Annotated in this window: 15 protein-coding genes; 6 read left to right on the top strand and 9 right to left on the bottom strand. The window is 64.0% G+C overall.

Annotated elements, in window-relative coordinates:
- Positions 1 to 73 precede the first annotated feature (73 nt).
- On the bottom strand, positions 74 to 1,603 hold the full coding sequence (gene hisS, locus BQ8482_RS06590; protein ID WP_123146738.1) for a histidine--tRNA ligase: 1,530 nt from the start codon (positions 1,601 to 1,603) through the stop codon (positions 74 to 76).
- Between the two features lie 336 nt (positions 1,604 to 1,939).
- On the opposite strand from hisS, the gene BQ8482_RS06585 reads away from it, so the two are divergent.
- A complete protein-coding gene (locus tag BQ8482_RS06585; RefSeq protein ID WP_123146737.1) occupies positions 1,940 to 2,191 on the top strand; it encodes a hypothetical protein in 252 nt (83 codons plus the stop codon).
- Between the two features lie 52 nt (positions 2,192 to 2,243).
- Here the strand turns inward: BQ8482_RS06585 and BQ8482_RS06580 are convergent, their stop codons facing one another.
- Positions 2,244 to 2,879: a DNA-3-methyladenine glycosylase I gene (locus BQ8482_RS06580; protein ID WP_123146736.1), complete on the bottom strand. Its 636-nt coding sequence runs from the start codon at positions 2,877 to 2,879 to the stop codon at positions 2,244 to 2,246.
- Between the two features lie 209 nt (positions 2,880 to 3,088).
- On the opposite strand from BQ8482_RS06580, the gene BQ8482_RS06575 reads away from it, so the two are divergent.
- Both BQ8482_RS06575 and BQ8482_RS06570 read left to right on the top strand, forming a co-directional pair.
- Positions 3,089 to 3,835 (top strand): L,D-transpeptidase, encoded by a 747-nt coding sequence (locus tag BQ8482_RS06575; RefSeq protein ID WP_123146735.1) that lies wholly within the window; start codon positions 3,089 to 3,091, stop codon positions 3,833 to 3,835.
- A 272-nt stretch (positions 3,836 to 4,107) separates the two neighbouring features.
- Positions 4,108 to 5,028, top strand: coding sequence for a bifunctional 5,10-methylenetetrahydrofolate dehydrogenase/5,10-methenyltetrahydrofolate cyclohydrolase (locus BQ8482_RS06570; RefSeq protein WP_123146734.1), 921 nt, complete (start codon positions 4,108 to 4,110; stop codon positions 5,026 to 5,028).
- 28 nt (positions 5,029 to 5,056) lie between these two features.
- On the opposite strand, the gene glcF is transcribed toward BQ8482_RS06570, so the two are convergent.
- The 5 genes from glcF to BQ8482_RS06540 form a co-directional block, all read right to left on the bottom strand.
- Positions 5,057 to 6,388, bottom strand: a complete 1,332-nt coding sequence (gene glcF / locus BQ8482_RS06565) for a glycolate oxidase subunit GlcF (protein WP_123146733.1) — start codon at positions 6,386 to 6,388, stop codon at positions 5,057 to 5,059.
- 9 nt (positions 6,389 to 6,397) lie between these two features.
- Positions 6,398 to 6,799 carry a DUF4870 family protein gene (locus tag BQ8482_RS06560; RefSeq protein WP_123146732.1) on the bottom strand — a complete coding sequence of 134 codons (402 nt, stop codon included), beginning with the start codon at positions 6,797 to 6,799 and terminating at the stop codon, positions 6,398 to 6,400.
- Complete coding sequence (locus BQ8482_RS06555; RefSeq protein ID WP_123146731.1) at positions 6,796 to 8,052, bottom strand: FAD-binding protein; 1,257 nt, start codon at positions 8,050 to 8,052, stop codon at positions 6,796 to 6,798. The genes BQ8482_RS06560 and BQ8482_RS06555 overlap by 4 nt, the downstream gene beginning before the upstream one ends.
- 240 nt (positions 8,053 to 8,292) lie before the next feature.
- The gene (locus BQ8482_RS06545) at positions 8,293 to 9,789 is read right to left on the bottom strand and encodes an FAD-linked oxidase C-terminal domain-containing protein (protein ID WP_123146729.1); all 1,497 of its coding nucleotides are present in this window, start codon (positions 9,787 to 9,789) and stop codon (positions 8,293 to 8,295) included.
- Positions 9,790 to 10,200: 411 nt separating this feature from the next.
- Positions 10,201 to 11,523, bottom strand: a complete 1,323-nt coding sequence (locus BQ8482_RS06540) for a DUF3422 family protein (protein WP_123146728.1) — start codon at positions 11,521 to 11,523, stop codon at positions 10,201 to 10,203.
- Positions 11,524 to 11,720: 197 nt separating this feature from the next.
- On the opposite strand from BQ8482_RS06540, the gene BQ8482_RS06535 reads away from it, so the two are divergent.
- The 3 genes from BQ8482_RS06535 to BQ8482_RS06525 are packed head-to-tail and all read left to right on the top strand — an operon-like array spanning position 11,721 to position 14,526.
- A complete protein-coding gene (locus tag BQ8482_RS06535) occupies positions 11,721 to 12,524 on the top strand; it encodes a FadR/GntR family transcriptional regulator (protein ID WP_123146727.1) in 804 nt (267 codons plus the stop codon).
- Between the two features lie 56 nt (positions 12,525 to 12,580).
- Positions 12,581 to 13,717, top strand: a complete 1,137-nt coding sequence (locus BQ8482_RS06530; RefSeq protein ID WP_123146726.1) for an alpha-hydroxy acid oxidase — start codon at positions 12,581 to 12,583, stop codon at positions 13,715 to 13,717.
- A gap of 35 nt (positions 13,718 to 13,752) precedes the next feature.
- On the top strand, positions 13,753 to 14,526 hold the full coding sequence (locus BQ8482_RS06525; RefSeq protein ID WP_123147430.1) for a metallophosphoesterase: 774 nt from the start codon (positions 13,753 to 13,755) through the stop codon (positions 14,524 to 14,526).
- Positions 14,527 to 14,552: 26 nt separating this feature from the next.
- Here the strand turns inward: BQ8482_RS06525 and BQ8482_RS40005 are convergent, their stop codons facing one another.
- Both BQ8482_RS40005 and BQ8482_RS06515 read right to left on the bottom strand, forming a co-directional pair.
- Positions 14,553 to 14,684 (bottom strand): hypothetical protein, encoded by a 132-nt coding sequence (locus BQ8482_RS40005; RefSeq protein ID WP_258124092.1) that lies wholly within the window; start codon positions 14,682 to 14,684, stop codon positions 14,553 to 14,555.
- Positions 14,685 to 14,968: 284 nt separating this feature from the next.
- Positions 14,969 to 15,667: a type 1 glutamine amidotransferase gene (locus BQ8482_RS06515; protein WP_123147429.1), complete on the bottom strand. Its 699-nt coding sequence runs from the start codon at positions 15,665 to 15,667 to the stop codon at positions 14,969 to 14,971.
- Between the last annotated feature and the right edge of the window lie 44 nt (positions 15,668 to 15,711).

Genomic DNA, 15,711 nt, shown 5'->3' with positions numbered 1-15,711 from the left:
AAGGTCGTGCGATCTCCCCCCAAGTGGGGGAGATGTCCGGCAGGACAGAGGGGGGCGCGACGAAACGCGACCTCTACTTACCACGCGCCCGCTCCTCCGCCTGCGCCGCCAGTATCTTCCTCACCTCAGCAACCAGTTCGCTTTCCGCAACCGTCACCTGCGCCGGCCGTGCCGCGCGCCATTCGGCATTGTCGGCGATTTCGGCCGACATTCGGGCGCCTTCGATCAGGTCCTTGATCTGCACCTCGCCTTTCGCCCGCTCGTCGCCGCCCTGGATGATGGCGACCGGGCTGCCGCGGCGGTCGGCGTATTTGAGCTGCGCCTTCATGCCGGCGCCGCCGAGATACATTTCCGAGCGGATGCCGGCGGCACGCAGACCGGCCACCATCTTCTGGTAGCGGCCGAGGCTTTCCGTGTCCTTGTCCATGGTGAGCACGACGACCGGCGCGACGACATCCGACATGTCGAGCTTGCCGAGGTTCTTCAGCGCCGTCATCAGCCGGGAGACGCCGATGGAAAAGCCGGTCGCCGGCACCGGCTCGCCACGAAAACGCGAGACAAGGCCGTCATAACGACCGCCGCCGCCGACCGAACCGAAGCGCACGATTTTTCCCTCTTCGTTGGGGATCTCGGCCAGGAGCTCGGCTTCGTAGACCGGACCGGTGTAATATTCGAGGCCACGAACGACCGAGGGGTCGATGCGAATGCGGTCCGGACCATAGCCGGCAGCTAGGACAAGCGCTTCAATCTCTTTGAGTTCAGCAAATCCCGCTTCGGCCGTGGGGTTGGCCTCAAGTGCCCCGTTCCATTTCCCTACATGGTTTTTGAGCCCAGCCTCAACGTGTTGGCTATGAAGAATGACGGCGACAACGAACTCTGCTTGAACCTCGTCCAGTCCAGCACCCTTGGTGAAATCCCCCTCGCCTTCCTTACCGCCGTCCCAACGACCTTCGCCCAGCAAAAGCTTGACGCCTTCCGGACCAAACTTATCCAGCTTGTCGATAGCCCTCAGCACCTGCAGCCGGCGGCCGACGTTCTCGTCGCCACCGAGGCCAATCGCCTCGAGCACGCCGTCGAGCACCTTGCGGTTGTTGACCCGGATGACGTAGTCGCTGCGCTTGATGCCGAGCGCTTCCATCACGTCGGCCATCATCATCGCCATCTCGGCGTCGGCGGCAACGCCCGGCGTGCCCACAGTATCGGCGTCGAACTGCATGAACTGGCGGAAGCGACCGGGGCCGGGCTTCTCGTTGCGAAACACCCAGCCGGAGCGGTAGCTGCGATAGGGTTTCGGCAGGCGCTCGTAATTCTCGGCGACGAAGCGCGCCATCGGCGCAGTCAAATCGTAGCGCAGCGACAGCCACTGGTCGTCGTCGTCCTGGAACGAGAATACGCCCTCGTTCGGCCGATCCTGATCGGGCAGGAATTTGCCCAGCGCATCGGTGTATTCGATCAGCGGCTGGTCGACCGGCTCGAAGCCGTAAAGCTCATAGACCGCGCGGATCGTCGCCATCATCTTCTCGACGGCGCGGATGTCGTCGGCGCCGCGGTCGACAAGCCCGCGCGGCAGCCGCGCTTTCATCTTTTCCGATTTGTCGGCCATGGCATGGGTCTTTTTGCTAAGTAAAAACTGACTTATTTCGAGTGGGCGTGTCCTAACCGATGGGACTTGGCGCGGCAAGGGTTTGCCGCCTGTCTCTCTCCGTGTGGAAGAAGGTGCCCGAGCCCACGGGTCTTGCCTTCGGCAAGCCCGAGGACAGGCTCCGCTTGGCATCGACCGCGCTCCGTCCAACACCCCTCAACCGTCTCGGCGCTACGCGCCGATCCACCTTCTCCCACAAGGGGAGAAGGAAAAAGCTGAAACAATTCCGCCATAAGCGCGGCATCGTGCCGACACAATCGCAGCCGATAAAGCGCGCCGAAACAAGGGGTTCGGGCCATGACCACGGCACGGAAATTCGACATTATCGACAGCGGCGCCCGCGAGCTGCCCCGGCTGCGGCCGGCCGATCATCATGCACCGAGACCTGCAGCCCAAATGGCGGGACCATTCGAGGTTGCCGCAGACAAGCGTACGGGACCGACCATGCGCGATGCGCTGATAACTGGCCTGCTGGTCATCTATCCGGCCTTCGCAACGTTGGCAGCCATCGTCGCCGGGCTCTTTCTGGCCGGCGCCGGCGGCGTTTGAGTTTTTGAGCGCCCCTTGCCTTCTCCCCGTGTGGGAAAAGGCAAGAAGGATGCTACTTCGGCCGCTTGAACGCCTTGCGCTCCGCCTCGACCTGCTCACGGCAGACGCAACCCTCGAGATGGTCATTGACCAGCCCCATGGCCTGCATGAAGGCGTAGACGGTGGTCGGGCCGACAAAGCTCCAGCCGCGCTTCTTCAGCTCCTTGGAAATGCGCACCGAGACCGCCGTGGTCGGGTTGGCGCGCAGATGGGCGAGATCGACGATTTCGGGCCGTTCGTCCGGGCCGGGTTCGAACTTCCAGAACCAGGCCGCCAGTGAGCCGGCCTCGTCGGCCAATTCACGCGCGCGCTTGGCGTTGTTGATGGTCGAGACGATCTTGCCGCGGTGGCGGATGATGCCGGCATTGCCGAGCAGGCGCTCGACATCCTCGTCGGTAAAGGCGGCGATCTTGTCGACATCGAAGCCGGCGAACGCCTCGCGGAAGTTCTCGCGCTTGCGCAATATGGTCAGCCAGGACAGGCCCGATTGAAAGCCTTCGAGACAGATCTTTTCGAACAGCCTGCGGTCGTCGGTGACCGGCCGGCCCCATTCATGATCGTGGTAGTGCAGATAATCCGGCAGATTGCCGTGCCAGAAGCAGCGCGCGATACCATCGGGGCCGGCGAGCAGGCCTGTCTTCTCATCCATGGCGGAATTCCATTCGTTAATACGCCTCAGCGCTGCCTTTACCGCGGCTTTACCAGATTCCTGAACCGGCCGGTAACCACACCGAAAGCTTTACTGACAATGGAGCATTTTACGCATTCCGATTCATGTTTCGGTTGCTGCTCCGCGCCCAATGTCCGCGAACCGGGGACGCTTTCGCCCGGCGTGTTCGACGATCAAGGTGCGTTCCGATGAAGACATTTTTGTTCCCGCTGCTCGGCGCCGCAGCCGTGCTGGCCACTGCCGCTACATCCTCCAGCGCCAATGACCGTTATGCCGACAGGCCGCCGGTGATGGTGAGCCCCGACCTTTCAGCGCCCTGGGTGCTGCAGCTTGGCCGCGCGCCGGGCATCGTCCGCCAGAACCGGCAAGAGATGCAAAAGCCGCAGCGCCGTTCTCAACGGCAGGCGCAACCGGCTGAGCTGCACACGGCCGCGATGCAGGCGCCGGCCAAGAAGCGCCTGGTCGCGCGCCCGCAGATCAACCCGATCTACCTGCCGCAGGAAGTCGCCTATGACGGCCCGGAGAAGCCGGGCACGATCGTCATCGATACGAGGGAGAATTTCCTCTATCTGGTCGAGAACAACGGCAAGGCGCGGCGCTATGGCGTCGGCACCGGCAAGCCGGGCTTCGAATGGGCCGGCAAGCACAGGATCTCGCAGAAGAGGGTCTGGCCCGAATGGCGGCCGCCGGCGGTGATGATTTCGCGTGAGGCCGCCAAAGGCCGTTATCTGCCGACCTATGTCGCCGGCGGCGTCGAGAATCCGCTCGGCGCGCGCGCGCTTTATCTCGGCTCGACGCTCTACCGCATCCACGGCACCAACCAGCCCTGGACGATCGGCGGCGCGGTGTCGTCGGGCTGCATTCGCATGCGCAACGAAGACGTCGTCGACCTCTACGAGCGGGTCGATGTTGGCACGACGGTTGTGGTGATGTAATCTGCAGTTGATTTTATTGCTGAGTGTGTCCAGAAGACTCTGGATCATTGGATACGGGGGACGGGCCGTGTGGGGATGCGGCCAGTCACGAAAGGGCAGCGCGGCAAGCCGCGCTGCCCTTTTTGTTTCTGGGACACGATAGGATCGGGGTTGGCGGGATCAGGCTTGGCCGGTACGTCGCGCCAGAGGTATGGCGGTTCGCATTCTCGCTGCCATTCTCCTCGTTATTTTGCTATGTCGGCTGCAACGCTTCCAGACAAAGGCCTATCTCCATGTCCCTGTCCGATGACAACCGCTATCTCAGGGGCGGCCCGGTCGCCCAGCGCATCATCGCTGCCGTGCGCGAGGATGCAGCGGTCGCCACCGCCGAAGGTTTTCCGCCCAACCTGATATCGATCACCGTCGGCGACACAGCTGCAGTCGATGTCTATGTGCGCAACCAGCGCGCCAAGGCGGCATTGGCCGGTATCGGCTTCGAGGAAAGGCGGTTTGCCGCCGACATCACCGCCGGCGAACTGGAAGCGGCAATCCATGGCCTGAATGCCGATCCGCGCGTCACCGGTATCATCATCCAGCGGCCGGTGCCGGCGCATATCCCGATCAAGATCCTTCAGGCGGCGGTGCATCCGCTCAAGGATGTCGAGGGCATGCATCCGGCTTCCATCGGCAACATCGTCTATAACCAGCTAGACCTCGCGCCGTGCACGGCCGCCGCCTCGGTCGAACTGCTCAAGGAAACCGGTCTCGATCTCAAGGGGCTCGAGGTCGTCATCGTCGGTCACTCCGAGATCGTCGGCAAGCCGATCGCCTTCCTGCTGATGAGCGAGGGCGCCACCGTGACGGTCTGCCATCACATGACGCGCTCGGTGGCTGCTCATGCGCGCCGCGCCGATGCGCTGTTCGTCGCGGTCGGCAGGCCGCGGCTGATCAAGGCCGACATGGTCAAGCCGGGTGCAGCCGTCATCGACATCGGCATCAATGCCGAGATCGGACCGGACGGGGAGAGCCGCATCGTCGGCGACGTCGACGCCGAGAGCGTCAAGGAAGTAGCGTCCTGGATCACGCCGGTGCCAGGCGGCGTCGGCCCCATCACCGTGGCGATCCTTTTGCGCAACACGATGGTAGCGCTCAGCCGGCAACGCGCGCGCTACCAAGCGACCTACGGGACGGCGGATAAGCTGGCGGCGGAATAAGACGGAGCGCTTCGCGAGCGTCAGTGAATCACTCCGCCGCCACGACTGCCCTTTTGTCCGGAACGCCGTCCGGCTTCGGGCCGCCATAGGCCCAGTCGAGCAGTTTTATCGTGTGCACCACCGGCAGCTTCGCAGCCGAGGCGATCTGGGTGATGCAGCCGATGTTGCCGGTGGCGACGATTTCAGCACCCGTCGCCTCGATATTCCTGACCTTGCGGTCACGCAGCTGAGCCGAAATCTCGGATTGCAGGATGTTGTAGGTGCCGGCCGAGCCGCAGCATAGATGCCCTTCGCGCGGCTCGCGCACGACGAAGCCGGCCTTGGCCAGAAGCTCCTTCGGCTGGCGGGTGATTTTTTGGCCGTGCTGCATCGAGCAGGCCGAGTGATAGGCGACGATCGTGCCGGGCTGGCGCACCGGCTCGGGCAGATCGATGCTTGCCAGATATTCGGTGATGTCCTTGGCCAGCGCCGACACGCGCGCCGCTTTTTCCGCATAGGCCGGATCGAGTCGCAGCATGAAGCCATAGTCCTTGATCGTAGTGCCGCACCCGGACGCGGTGATGACGATGGCATCCAACCCGCCCCGGTCGATCGCGCGTGTCCAGGCGTCGACATTGCGCCTCGCCGAGGCAAGCGCTGCCTCCTCGCGACCCATATGATGGACCAGCGCGCCGCAGCAGCCCTCGCCCTCGGGCACCACGACCTCGACGCCGAGCCGCGTCAGCAGGGCGATCGTCGTATCGTTGATGCCGGGATCGAGCACGGATTGTGCGCAGCCGGTGAGGATGGCGACGCGGCCGTTTTTTGTTGCGCCCTGCCCGGCATGGATGCCCGGAGAAGCCATTGGCGAGACCGCGGGAACCGACGCCGGAGCGAGCTTGAGCATCGCGCCAAGCGGCTTCAGCGCCGGGATCTTTTCGAACAGACCGGCGAATGGCTGCGCGAGCCTCGCCAGCTTGAGCGCAGCGCGAAAGCGCGAGGGATAAGGCAGGACCAAGGCCAGCATGGCGCGCGTCAGCCGATCGGGCAGCGGGCGCCTGTAGGTTTCCTCGATATGGGCGCGGGCATGGTCGACCAGATGCATGTAGTTGACGCCAGACGGGCAGGTGGTCATGCAGGCGAGGCAGGACAGGCAACGGTCGATATGGGTGACGATCTCCTTGTCGGCGGGGCGGCCGTTCTCCAGCATGTCCTTGATCAGGTAGATCCGCCCGCGCGGCGAATCCAGCTCGTTGCCTAGTGTCACATAGGTCGGACAGGTGGCCGTGCAGAAGCCGCAATGCACGCATTTGCGCAGGATCTTTTCCGATTCCGCGACATGCGGATCGGCAAGCTGGGCAGCTGAGAAATTGGTCTGCACGCAAAAAACCTATAATCCGAGGAACCAACTTTCCGGGTCTTTGACCGGCTCGCCACGCTGCAGCGCCTGCAGGCCGAGAATGCAGCGGGCGATGAACCACACGGCGACGGCGAACATCAGCACGAAGCCTATCGCCACCATCATCAGCCCAGCCGAGATCAGCGCATAGAGCAGACCGATCCAGAAGGTGCGGATCAGGAATGTGTAGTGGCTCTCGACGAAGCCGCCAGCCTTGCCGCGGTTGATATAGGCCAGAACGATGCCGACAATACCGGTGACGCCGATGACGAGGCTGGCGAGATAAAGGATGTAGATGACCAGTGCGTTGGTCGAACCCGGCTCCAGCCAGCGGTCGGTCTGGCGCGGTGCGGGCTTATTTGAATCAACCGGGCCTGGATTGGTGTCGCTCATGATGCTGCTCCCTCGGTTGCCGGGCCAAGAGTAGCAGAGCCTGCAGCCGGCGCCATACGGCCGGGATTGAGGATATTCTTGGGATCGAATTCGGCTTTGAGCTTGGCCGACAATGCTGCCAGCTGCGGCACCTGCGGCTCGAACACCGGCACAGCTGCGCGATGCGAGGGGGCGGCGCGCACCAGCGTCGCATGGCCGCCGCCATACTGTCTCACCAGTCCGCGCAGAAGATCGGCTTCGGGATCGCCATGCTCCATGCGCAGCCAGATCAGTCCGCCCTGCCAGTCATAGAAGGCATCGACCGCCGCCTGCATGCGCAGCGCCAGCACCATCTGGTGGCCTTGCGCCGGCGCCATCGACACGCGCCACACCGGCTTTTCCAGGCCGTCGGCAAACGGCGCGCAATCGCGGACATCGCGCCAGACGGAGCGCGAGATCTCGCCCGAAATTTCCTCGAGCGGGCCGGCATTTCCGAGCAGATCTTTCAGCGTGGCGATGCGGTAGGCGACCGACGGCCCGAACCCCTCGACGCGCAGCAGCGTCGCCGCCGCGCTGCCGAGACTGCCGCCGGCGACCCGTGCGGCAACGCGTTCGGGAAGATGGGCAGTACTCGACACTTCGGCACTGGAGCCGAGCGCCAGCGCCATGGCGGCCGCGGCATGATCGTCGAGCAGGCCGCGCAAAGCCAGCGTGACTTCGGTCTCGGCTGATGGCAGCACCTTGAAGGTGACGTCGGTGAGGACGGCAAGCGTGCCCCAGCTGTTGGCCATGAGCTTGGAGAGGTCGTAGCCGGTGACGTTCTTGACCACGCGACCGCCCGACTTGAACGCCTCGCCCCGACCCGAAACCGCTGCTATGCCGAGAATATGGTCGCGCGCCGCCCCCGCCTTCAGCCGGCGCGGACCGCAAAGGTTCGCAGCCAGCACGCCGCCGATCGTACCTTTTCCCTTTTCGCCGCCGAGCAGCGGGCCATAGTCCAGCGGCTCGAAGGCAAGCTGCTGACCGTTGTCGGCGAGCAGTGTTTCGATCTCGGCCAGCGGCGTGCCGGCCTTTGCCGACAGCACCAGTTCGGCCGGTTCGTAGAGTGTCACGCCGGAAAGTTTCGACAGGTCGAGCGTGTGCTCCGTCTGCAGCGGACGGCCGATGCCGCGCTTGGAGCCGTGACCGAGAATTTCGAGCGGCGAGTCTTCCGCGGCAGCCCAGGCGACGGTGGCGAGGGTTTCGGCGGCGCTGGACGGGGTGAAGGTGGTCATGGCCGCAGAACCACCTCAAAGGACGATAGGTCGAGTTCTGTCGCGCCCCCCTCTGTCCTGCCGGACATCTCCCCCACTAGGGGGGAGATTGGCAGCTTCGTGGACGACACTCTCCCTGCAACGTTGGAGATTGACGAAAGCGAAAATGACGGCCGATCTCCCCCCTTGTGGGGGAGATGTCCGGCAGGACAGAGGGGGGCGCGAAGGATCGCGGCGTTAGTGAGGCGAAACCCCATCACCTCAAAACCTCGGAATGTCCGGAAACGCCGTCTGGCCGCGATGCACGTGCATGCGTCCGAGCTCGGCGCAACGGCGCAACTGCGGAAACACCTTGCCCGGATTGAGCAGATGGTTGGGATCGAAAGCGCATTTGACCCGCATCTGCTGGTCGAGATCGTTCTGGTTGAACATTTCCGGCATCAGGTCGCGCTTCTCCACCCCCACGCCGTGCTCGCCGGTCAGCACGCCGCCGACCTTGACGCAGAGCCGCAAAATGTCGGCGCCGAAACTTTCCGCCTTGTCGAGCTCGCCCGGCACATTGGCGTCATAGAGGATGAGCGGATGCAGATTGCCGTCGCCGGCATGGAAGACATTGGCGACGCCGAGCCCGTATTTTTCGGAGAGTTCGCGCATGCCGTGCAGCACGCGCGGCAGTTCCTTGCGCGGAATGGTGCCGTCCATGCAGTAATAGTCGGGCGAAATGCGGCCGACCGCCGGAAAGGCAGCTTTGCGGCCGGCCCAAAAACTCAGCCGCTCCTGCTCCGATTGCGAGATGCGGCATGTGGTCGAGCCGTTCCTATAGGCGATCGCCTCAACCAGGCCGATCAAATGATCAACCTCAACCGCCGGCCCGTCCAGCTCGACGATCAGCAGCGCCTCGACATCCAAGGGATAACCGGCATGGACGAAATCCTCGGCCGCGTGGATCGCCGGGCGGTCCATCATCTCCATGCCGCCCGGGATGATGCCGGCGCCGATGATGTCGGCGACGCATTGACCGCCCTGCTCGCTGGTCGGGAAGCCGATCAGCAGCGCGCGCGCCGTCTCCGGCTTCTTCAGTATCCGCACGGTGACCTCGGTGACGACGCCGAGAAGCCCTTCGGAACCGGTCATCACCCCGAGCAGGTCGTAGCCTTCCGCGTCGAGATGCTTGCCGCCGAGCCGCACCACCTCGCCGTTCATCAGCACCATCTCGATGCCGAGCACATTATTGGCGGTGAGGCCGTATTTCAGGCAATGCACGCCGCCGGAATTCTCCGCGACATTGCCGCCGATCGAGCAGGCGATTTGGGAGGATGGATCGGGGGCGTAATAAAAGCCCTCCTGCTCGACGGCGGTGGTGATGCCGAGATTGGTGACGCCCGGCTGGGCGACGACGATGCGGTTGGGAAAATCGATCTCGAGAATGCGGTTGAACCTGCTCATCACCAGCAGCACGGCGTCTTCCAGCGGCAGCGCGCCGCCGGACAGCGAGGTGCCGGAACCGCGCGGCACAACGCGGATGTTGCGGTCGTTGCAATATTTCAGCACGCGCGAGACCTGCACCACCGTTTCGGGCAGCACCACGACCAGCGGCAATTGCCGATAGGCGGTGAGGCCGTCGCTCTCGAAGGCGCGCATCGAATTGGCAGCGTCGACGACGCCTTCGCCCGGCACGATGATGCGCATATCGGCGACGATCTCGTCGCGCCGGCGCATCGTGGCGTCGTCTGGCTTCGGCATCAGCAGGCCGGACATCAACAGTCTCCTTCGATCGACTGGTAAAAATCTTTTACCAGCGGGAGGCGCCTGTTGCAAATCCTGCTTTGGCCGAAATCGGAGCCGACACCTGCACCGCCTTCCGCGGCGACAATCTGCCGCTGCAGTTTTACCCTCTCCCTTGTTTGGACCGGGACATCGCGAACAGGTGTGCGAGGACATCGCGAACAGTTTGGCGCGCTTTGCGCCGGGAGGTTCGAGATGCCATTCGAGGACACGAGCGCGATGTCCCCGGTCCAAACACCCCCTTGTGGGGAGGGTCGCGAACGAAGTGAGCGGGTGGGGGTCGGCGAGAGGGACGCGCTTTATGAGCATCCCCACCCTGTTTCGCAAACTTCGCTTCGCTCAGCTTGCTCGCCGACCCTCCCCACAAGGGGGAGGGTAAGGCTTTTACTCCGCTGCCTGCTTGGCGGGTTCGGAGTGCAGGCGGCGCACACGGCGCACGCCCCACCAGACCAGCAGGATGGCGAGCGGCACCGAGGCGGCGGTGACGACCTCGGGCGCGACGGCACGGCCGAAGATCGAGGCGCCCTTGGCGACGTAGCCGATGAGGCCGACGACGTAGTAGGAGACGGCCGCGACCGAGAGACCCTCCACTGTCTGCTGCAGCCGCAATTGCAGGCGGGCGCGGTTGTTCATCGACGCCAGCAGATCGCGGTTCTGCTTCTCGACCTCGACGTCAACCCAGGTGCGCAGCAGCGTGGTGGCGCGGGTGAGTTTCGTCGACAGATTGGCCTGACGCTCCTCGACCGAACGGCAGGTGCGCATGGCTGGGGCGACGCGGCGCTGCAGGAAACCGCCCCAGGTGTCGTAGCCGGGCACCGCTTCTTCCTCCAGCGCCTCCAGCCGTTCGCGGACGATGCCGTCATAGGCGCGGCTGGCGCCGAAGCGATAGAGGCTGGAGGCTGCATCGGCCTCCAGTTCGGCGGCAAGCTCGGTCAGGTCGGCAAGCAGCGTCTGGTTGTCGCGGGTTTCGGCGACTTTCATTTCCAGTGTGGTCTGTGCCAGCCTGTCCTCAATGCGGCGCGCGCGACCGGACAGCATCAGCGCCAGCGGCAGGCCAAGCATGGCCAGCGTGCGGTAGGTTTCGATATCGATCAGCCGTTGCGCCAGCGCGCCGGTGCGTGCCGGCGTCAGGCCGCGGTCGAGCACCAGCATGCGGGTCATGCCGTCACCGTCCTGGCGGAAATCGGTGACGATGGCGGCGTTGCCGCGCTCGACCAGCGAATAGCACAGGCTGGTCGGGTCGAAGCCGGCGATCAGCCTTTCGCTCGCCTGCGTCCATTTGCGGATTTCGAGTCTGATGCCGGAAATCACCGTTCCCGGCGGCGAAAACCCGTTGCCGAAAGGCGAACCTTCCTGGCGCTGGCCGCTCTCCGAGAGCGGTCCTTCCCACAGATAGGTGGAGAATTCCGTGTGCCGTTCCCAGCGCAGCGAGCCCTTGCCCCACTTCATCGCGTGGTGGCGGGCATGAGGGTCAGGCACGGCGATGCCGAGGCGCCGCGACAATTCGGAAAGCACGGCTTGGTCGACGCCGGACCCAGCTTCGGTCATGAACGAAAGCTGCACCAGCACGCGCGGTTTCTCGACCAGCGGATGCGGACGGGCGTGAACCTCGCCGAGCGCGCCAGGCCGTCCCTCATGCGCGGGAAAGCCCATGACGCTGCCCTCAACGCGCGGCTGAAATTCGAGATTGGACGGGTCATCTGCCACGGCTGGTCCCCCGGGCTCGGTGCACTCGCGTCCCTCTAGAGCCAATTGCCGGGGGACGCAAACGACAAGTTAGCCGAAAGCGATATGCCGCGACGAGGTTGAACCCGGCCAAACCGACGAATTGGATAAATAATTTGACCAGTTGGCGACGCTGGCTTTATCTTGCGCGGCACCGGTTCAATCCCCAGGCATCCCCGTTGAGCGACATTTTCTCCAGGATCGAGCATTCCCGCACCGCCGACGAGGTGATGCAGCAGATCGAGAGCCTGATCCTCGAAGGCGTTCTGCGCACCGGCGACAGGCTGCCGGGCGAGCGCGAGCTGGCACGCCGGTTCGAGGTGTCGCGGCCGATCCTGCGCGATGCGCTGAAGGCGCTGGAGGGGCGCGGGCTTTTGACCACGCGGCCCGGCGGCGGCACCCATGTCGCCGACGTCATCGGCCAGTTGTTCACCAAGCCGGTGACGGACCTGATATCCATGCACCGCAAGGCGGCGACCGACTATCTGGAATACCGCCGCGAGATCGAGGCGGTGGCGGCCGAGTATGCGGCGCGGCGCGCCACATCAGACGACCTGGCGCTGCTCGACCGCATCATGGCGCGCATGGACGAGGCGCACCGGACCGGCAATTTCGACGACGAGGCGGAAATCGACGTCGAGTTCCACCACGCGATCTGCGAATGCGCGCACAACATCATCCTCCTGCACACGCTGCGCTCGTGCTACCGGCTGCTGTCGGAGGGCGTCTTCCAGAACCGGCTCCTGGTGTTCAACGTGCCGGGCGCGCGCGAAGCGCTGCTCTCGCAGCACCAGGCGATCTACGCGGCGGTGAAGGCCGGCGATCCGGCGGCCGCACGGCAAGCGGCGATGGACCACATCACCCATGTCGAACGCACCATGGCCGAGGCCGAGCGCAGCGGCGACTGGCAGCGTGTGTCGCGGCTGAGACTGATGCAGCGCTCCGAAGCCGGCGACGGCGAGCCGGCAAGGAGACGCTCGTGAGCGCCAGCTAAGAAAAATCAACAGCGACGAATTAGCGAACAATCAGCGGGAAGCCCATGAGCATGATCCTCACCATCGCCGATCTCAAGGACCTGGCGCGCCGCCGCGTGCCGAAGATGTTCTTCGACTATGCCGATTCCGGTGGATGGACCGAAAGCACCTACCGGGCCAACGAGGAGGACTTCCAAAAGATCAAGTTCCGCCAGCGCGTGATGGTCGACATGAGCAACCGATCGCTGGAATCGACCATGATCGGCGAGAAGGTGGCGATGCCGGTGGCGCTGGCGCCGACTGGCATGACCGGCATGCAGCATGCCGACGGCGAGATGCTGGCGGCGCAGGCGGCGGAGGAGTTCGGCGTGCCGTTCACGCTGTCGACGATGAGCATCTGTTCGATCGAGGATGTTGCATCAGTGACCAAGAAGCCGTTCTGGTTCCAGCTCTATGTGCTGCGCGACAAGGATTTCGTCCTCAGTCTCATCGACAGGGCGAAGGCGGCGAAATGCTCGGCGCTGGTGCTGACGCTCGACCTGCAGATCCTCGGCCAGCGCCACAAGGATATCCGCAACGGGCTTTCGGCGCCGCCGCGCTTCACGCCGAAGCATGTCTGGCAGGTGGCGACCCGGCCGGGCTGGTGCATTGGCATGGCAGGCACCAGGCGCCGGACCTTCCGCAACATCGTCGGCCACGCCAAGGGCGTCGGCGACCTCACCTCGCTGTCATCGTGGACGACGGAGCAATTCGATCCGCATCTGTCGTGGAAGGACGTTGCCTGGATCAAGGAGCGCTGGGGCGGCAAGCTGATCCTGAAGGGCATCCTCGACAAGGAAGACGCGCTGATGGCAGCCAAGACCGGCGCCGACGCGATCATCGTCTCCAATCATGGCGGACGCCAGCTCGACGGTGCGCCGTCGTCGATCGAGGTGCTGGAAGAGATCGCCGACGCGGTCGGCGACACGATCGAGGTGCATATGGACGGCGGCATCCGCTCGGGCCAGGACGTGCTGAAGGCGCTGTGCCTCGGCGCCAAGGGCACCTATATCGGCCGGCCTTTCCTTTACGGCCTCGGCGCGCTAGGCAAGGAAGGGGTCACAAAAGCCTTGGAAATCATCCGCAAGGAGATGGACATAACGCTGGCACTGTGCGGAAAGCGTCTGGTAACCGACATGGGCAAGGATCAGCTTCGGCGTTAGACGCCCGTGACGGCATGATCACGGAGATGGACGCATTGACCACCCCCGGCATCCACTTTCTCGACGCGCGCGGACCGGAAGGCATGCGCATCTATGCGGTCGGCGACGTGCATGGCCGGCTCGACCTGCTCGCCGCCATGTACCGACGGATTGCGGCCGAGATCCGCCAGGCGCCGCCGGCCGACTGGCGTGTCATCCATCTCGGCGACTATGTCGACCGCGGCCCGGACTCCAAGAGCGTCATCGATTTCCTGATCGAAGTGCGGAAACGCGACCCGCGCCACCTGATGCTCGCCGGCAACCACGACATCGGCTTCCTCGACTTCCTCAATGCTCCCGATGCGGATGGGCTTTTCATGCGCTATGGCGGCATCCAGACCGCGCAATCCTATGGCGTGGCGCTCAATGAAGGTGGCGGCGCGTGGTTTGGCAGATCCGAGGCGGCGCTGCGGCAAGGCCATGCCGCGCTGGTCGAGGCCGTGCCGAAAAGCCATGTCGACTTCCTGCAGTCGCTGCCGTTTTCACTGACCTTCGGCGACTTCTTCTTCTGCCATGCCGGCATCCGGCCAGGCATTGCGCTCGAAAGTCAGAGCACCCAGGACCTGATCTGGATCCGCGATGTCTTCCACAACCATTCCGGCCTGCATCCGAAGATCGTGGTGCATGGCCACACGCCGGTGCCAGAGGCGGAGGTGATGGTCAACCGCGTCAATATCGACACGCTCGCCTACCAGACGGGGAATCTCAGCGCGCTCGTCATCGACGGCGCCGACAAGCGTATCCTGGTGGTGTCAGGCGAGAAGGCTTAAAGCGCGTCGCGCCTCAAGGCTTTGTTTTAGCGAAGCGCGGCGGTGACGCCGTAGCCGTCGACGGCGTTGTGGTTGTTGGCTGCGTCGCCGGCATAGGTGCCGAAGCCGCACAACACGATGGCCGACAACATGACAAAGGACAGAAGCGCTGCTTTCACGGACGTCATCTCTTGTTGAGCTTTCTGCATCTGTGCACGAGGCGGGTTACGATTGGGTTGAAACGGAAAATGCGTCGCAAAGTTTCGACGATTTCGCGCTTCTAGGCATGTTCTGTATCGGCGGTGTGTCGCGCGAGTGACCCAAAAGGTTCATCGCGTTGCACGGAAGATGCAGAGCGCGTGCCTTCTAGGGTGGCGGGCGGCCACAAGCCAAGGAGGAAACAAGCTGTCCACAGCGGATTTTTGCCGGCGTGCCAAATATGCAACGTCGGCACCGACAGCCGTCAGATCGTCGCCACCCAGGCGCGGGCGATGGCCAGCCCGGCGGCATCGGCATCCGCTCCGTTGCCGGCCATTTCGTCGTCGAGCCGGTCGCTCCAGTCTGGATGCCGTTCGGCAATGAGCGATGCGAAGGATGTGCTCCAGTCGCGGACCATCGGCCGGTCCGCCTCGAAATGGAACTGGAAGCCATAGACGGCCCGGCCGATGCGAAACGCCTGGTTCTCGGCGACTTCGTTGCCGGCGAGCCGCACGGCATCTTCTGGCAAGACAAAGGTGTCGTCGTGCCACTCGAAGATGGGGAAATTTTCGGGCAGTGCGGCGAGCACCGGATCGGCCTTCGCCGCCGGTGTGAGCGAGACCTTGTGCCAACCGAATTCCGAGGCGGCGCCGATCCGGTTCTCGCCGCCGAAGGCACGTGCGACCAGCTGGCTGCCAAGGCAAATACCGAGCACGGCGCGATCCTTGCCGGCGAAATCGCGCGTCAGGTCGAGCAGTTCAGGAAAATACGGACAAATCTCGTCATCCAGCGCATTCTGGGCGCCGCCGAGCACGACCATGGCGTCGTGCGCAGTGCTGTCGTGCGGCAGCGCCTCGCCACAATAGGGCCGTCGCAGGTCGATATCGGCGCCCGCCTCGACAAGAGCTGCGCCGATCTGGCCAAGGCCCTCACTGTCGAAATTCTGGACCACCAGCACCCGCATCGACAAACCTGCTGACATGAAAATGATGCGACGAGCGATATCAT

Source organism: Mesorhizobium delmotii, from assembly GCF_900149755.1.
GTDB classification, from domain to species: Bacteria; Pseudomonadota; Alphaproteobacteria; order Rhizobiales; family Rhizobiaceae; genus Mesorhizobium; species Mesorhizobium delmotii.
The sequence above is the reverse complement of the archived record's forward strand: the minus strand, read 5'-3'. Positions and strand labels throughout refer to the sequence as shown.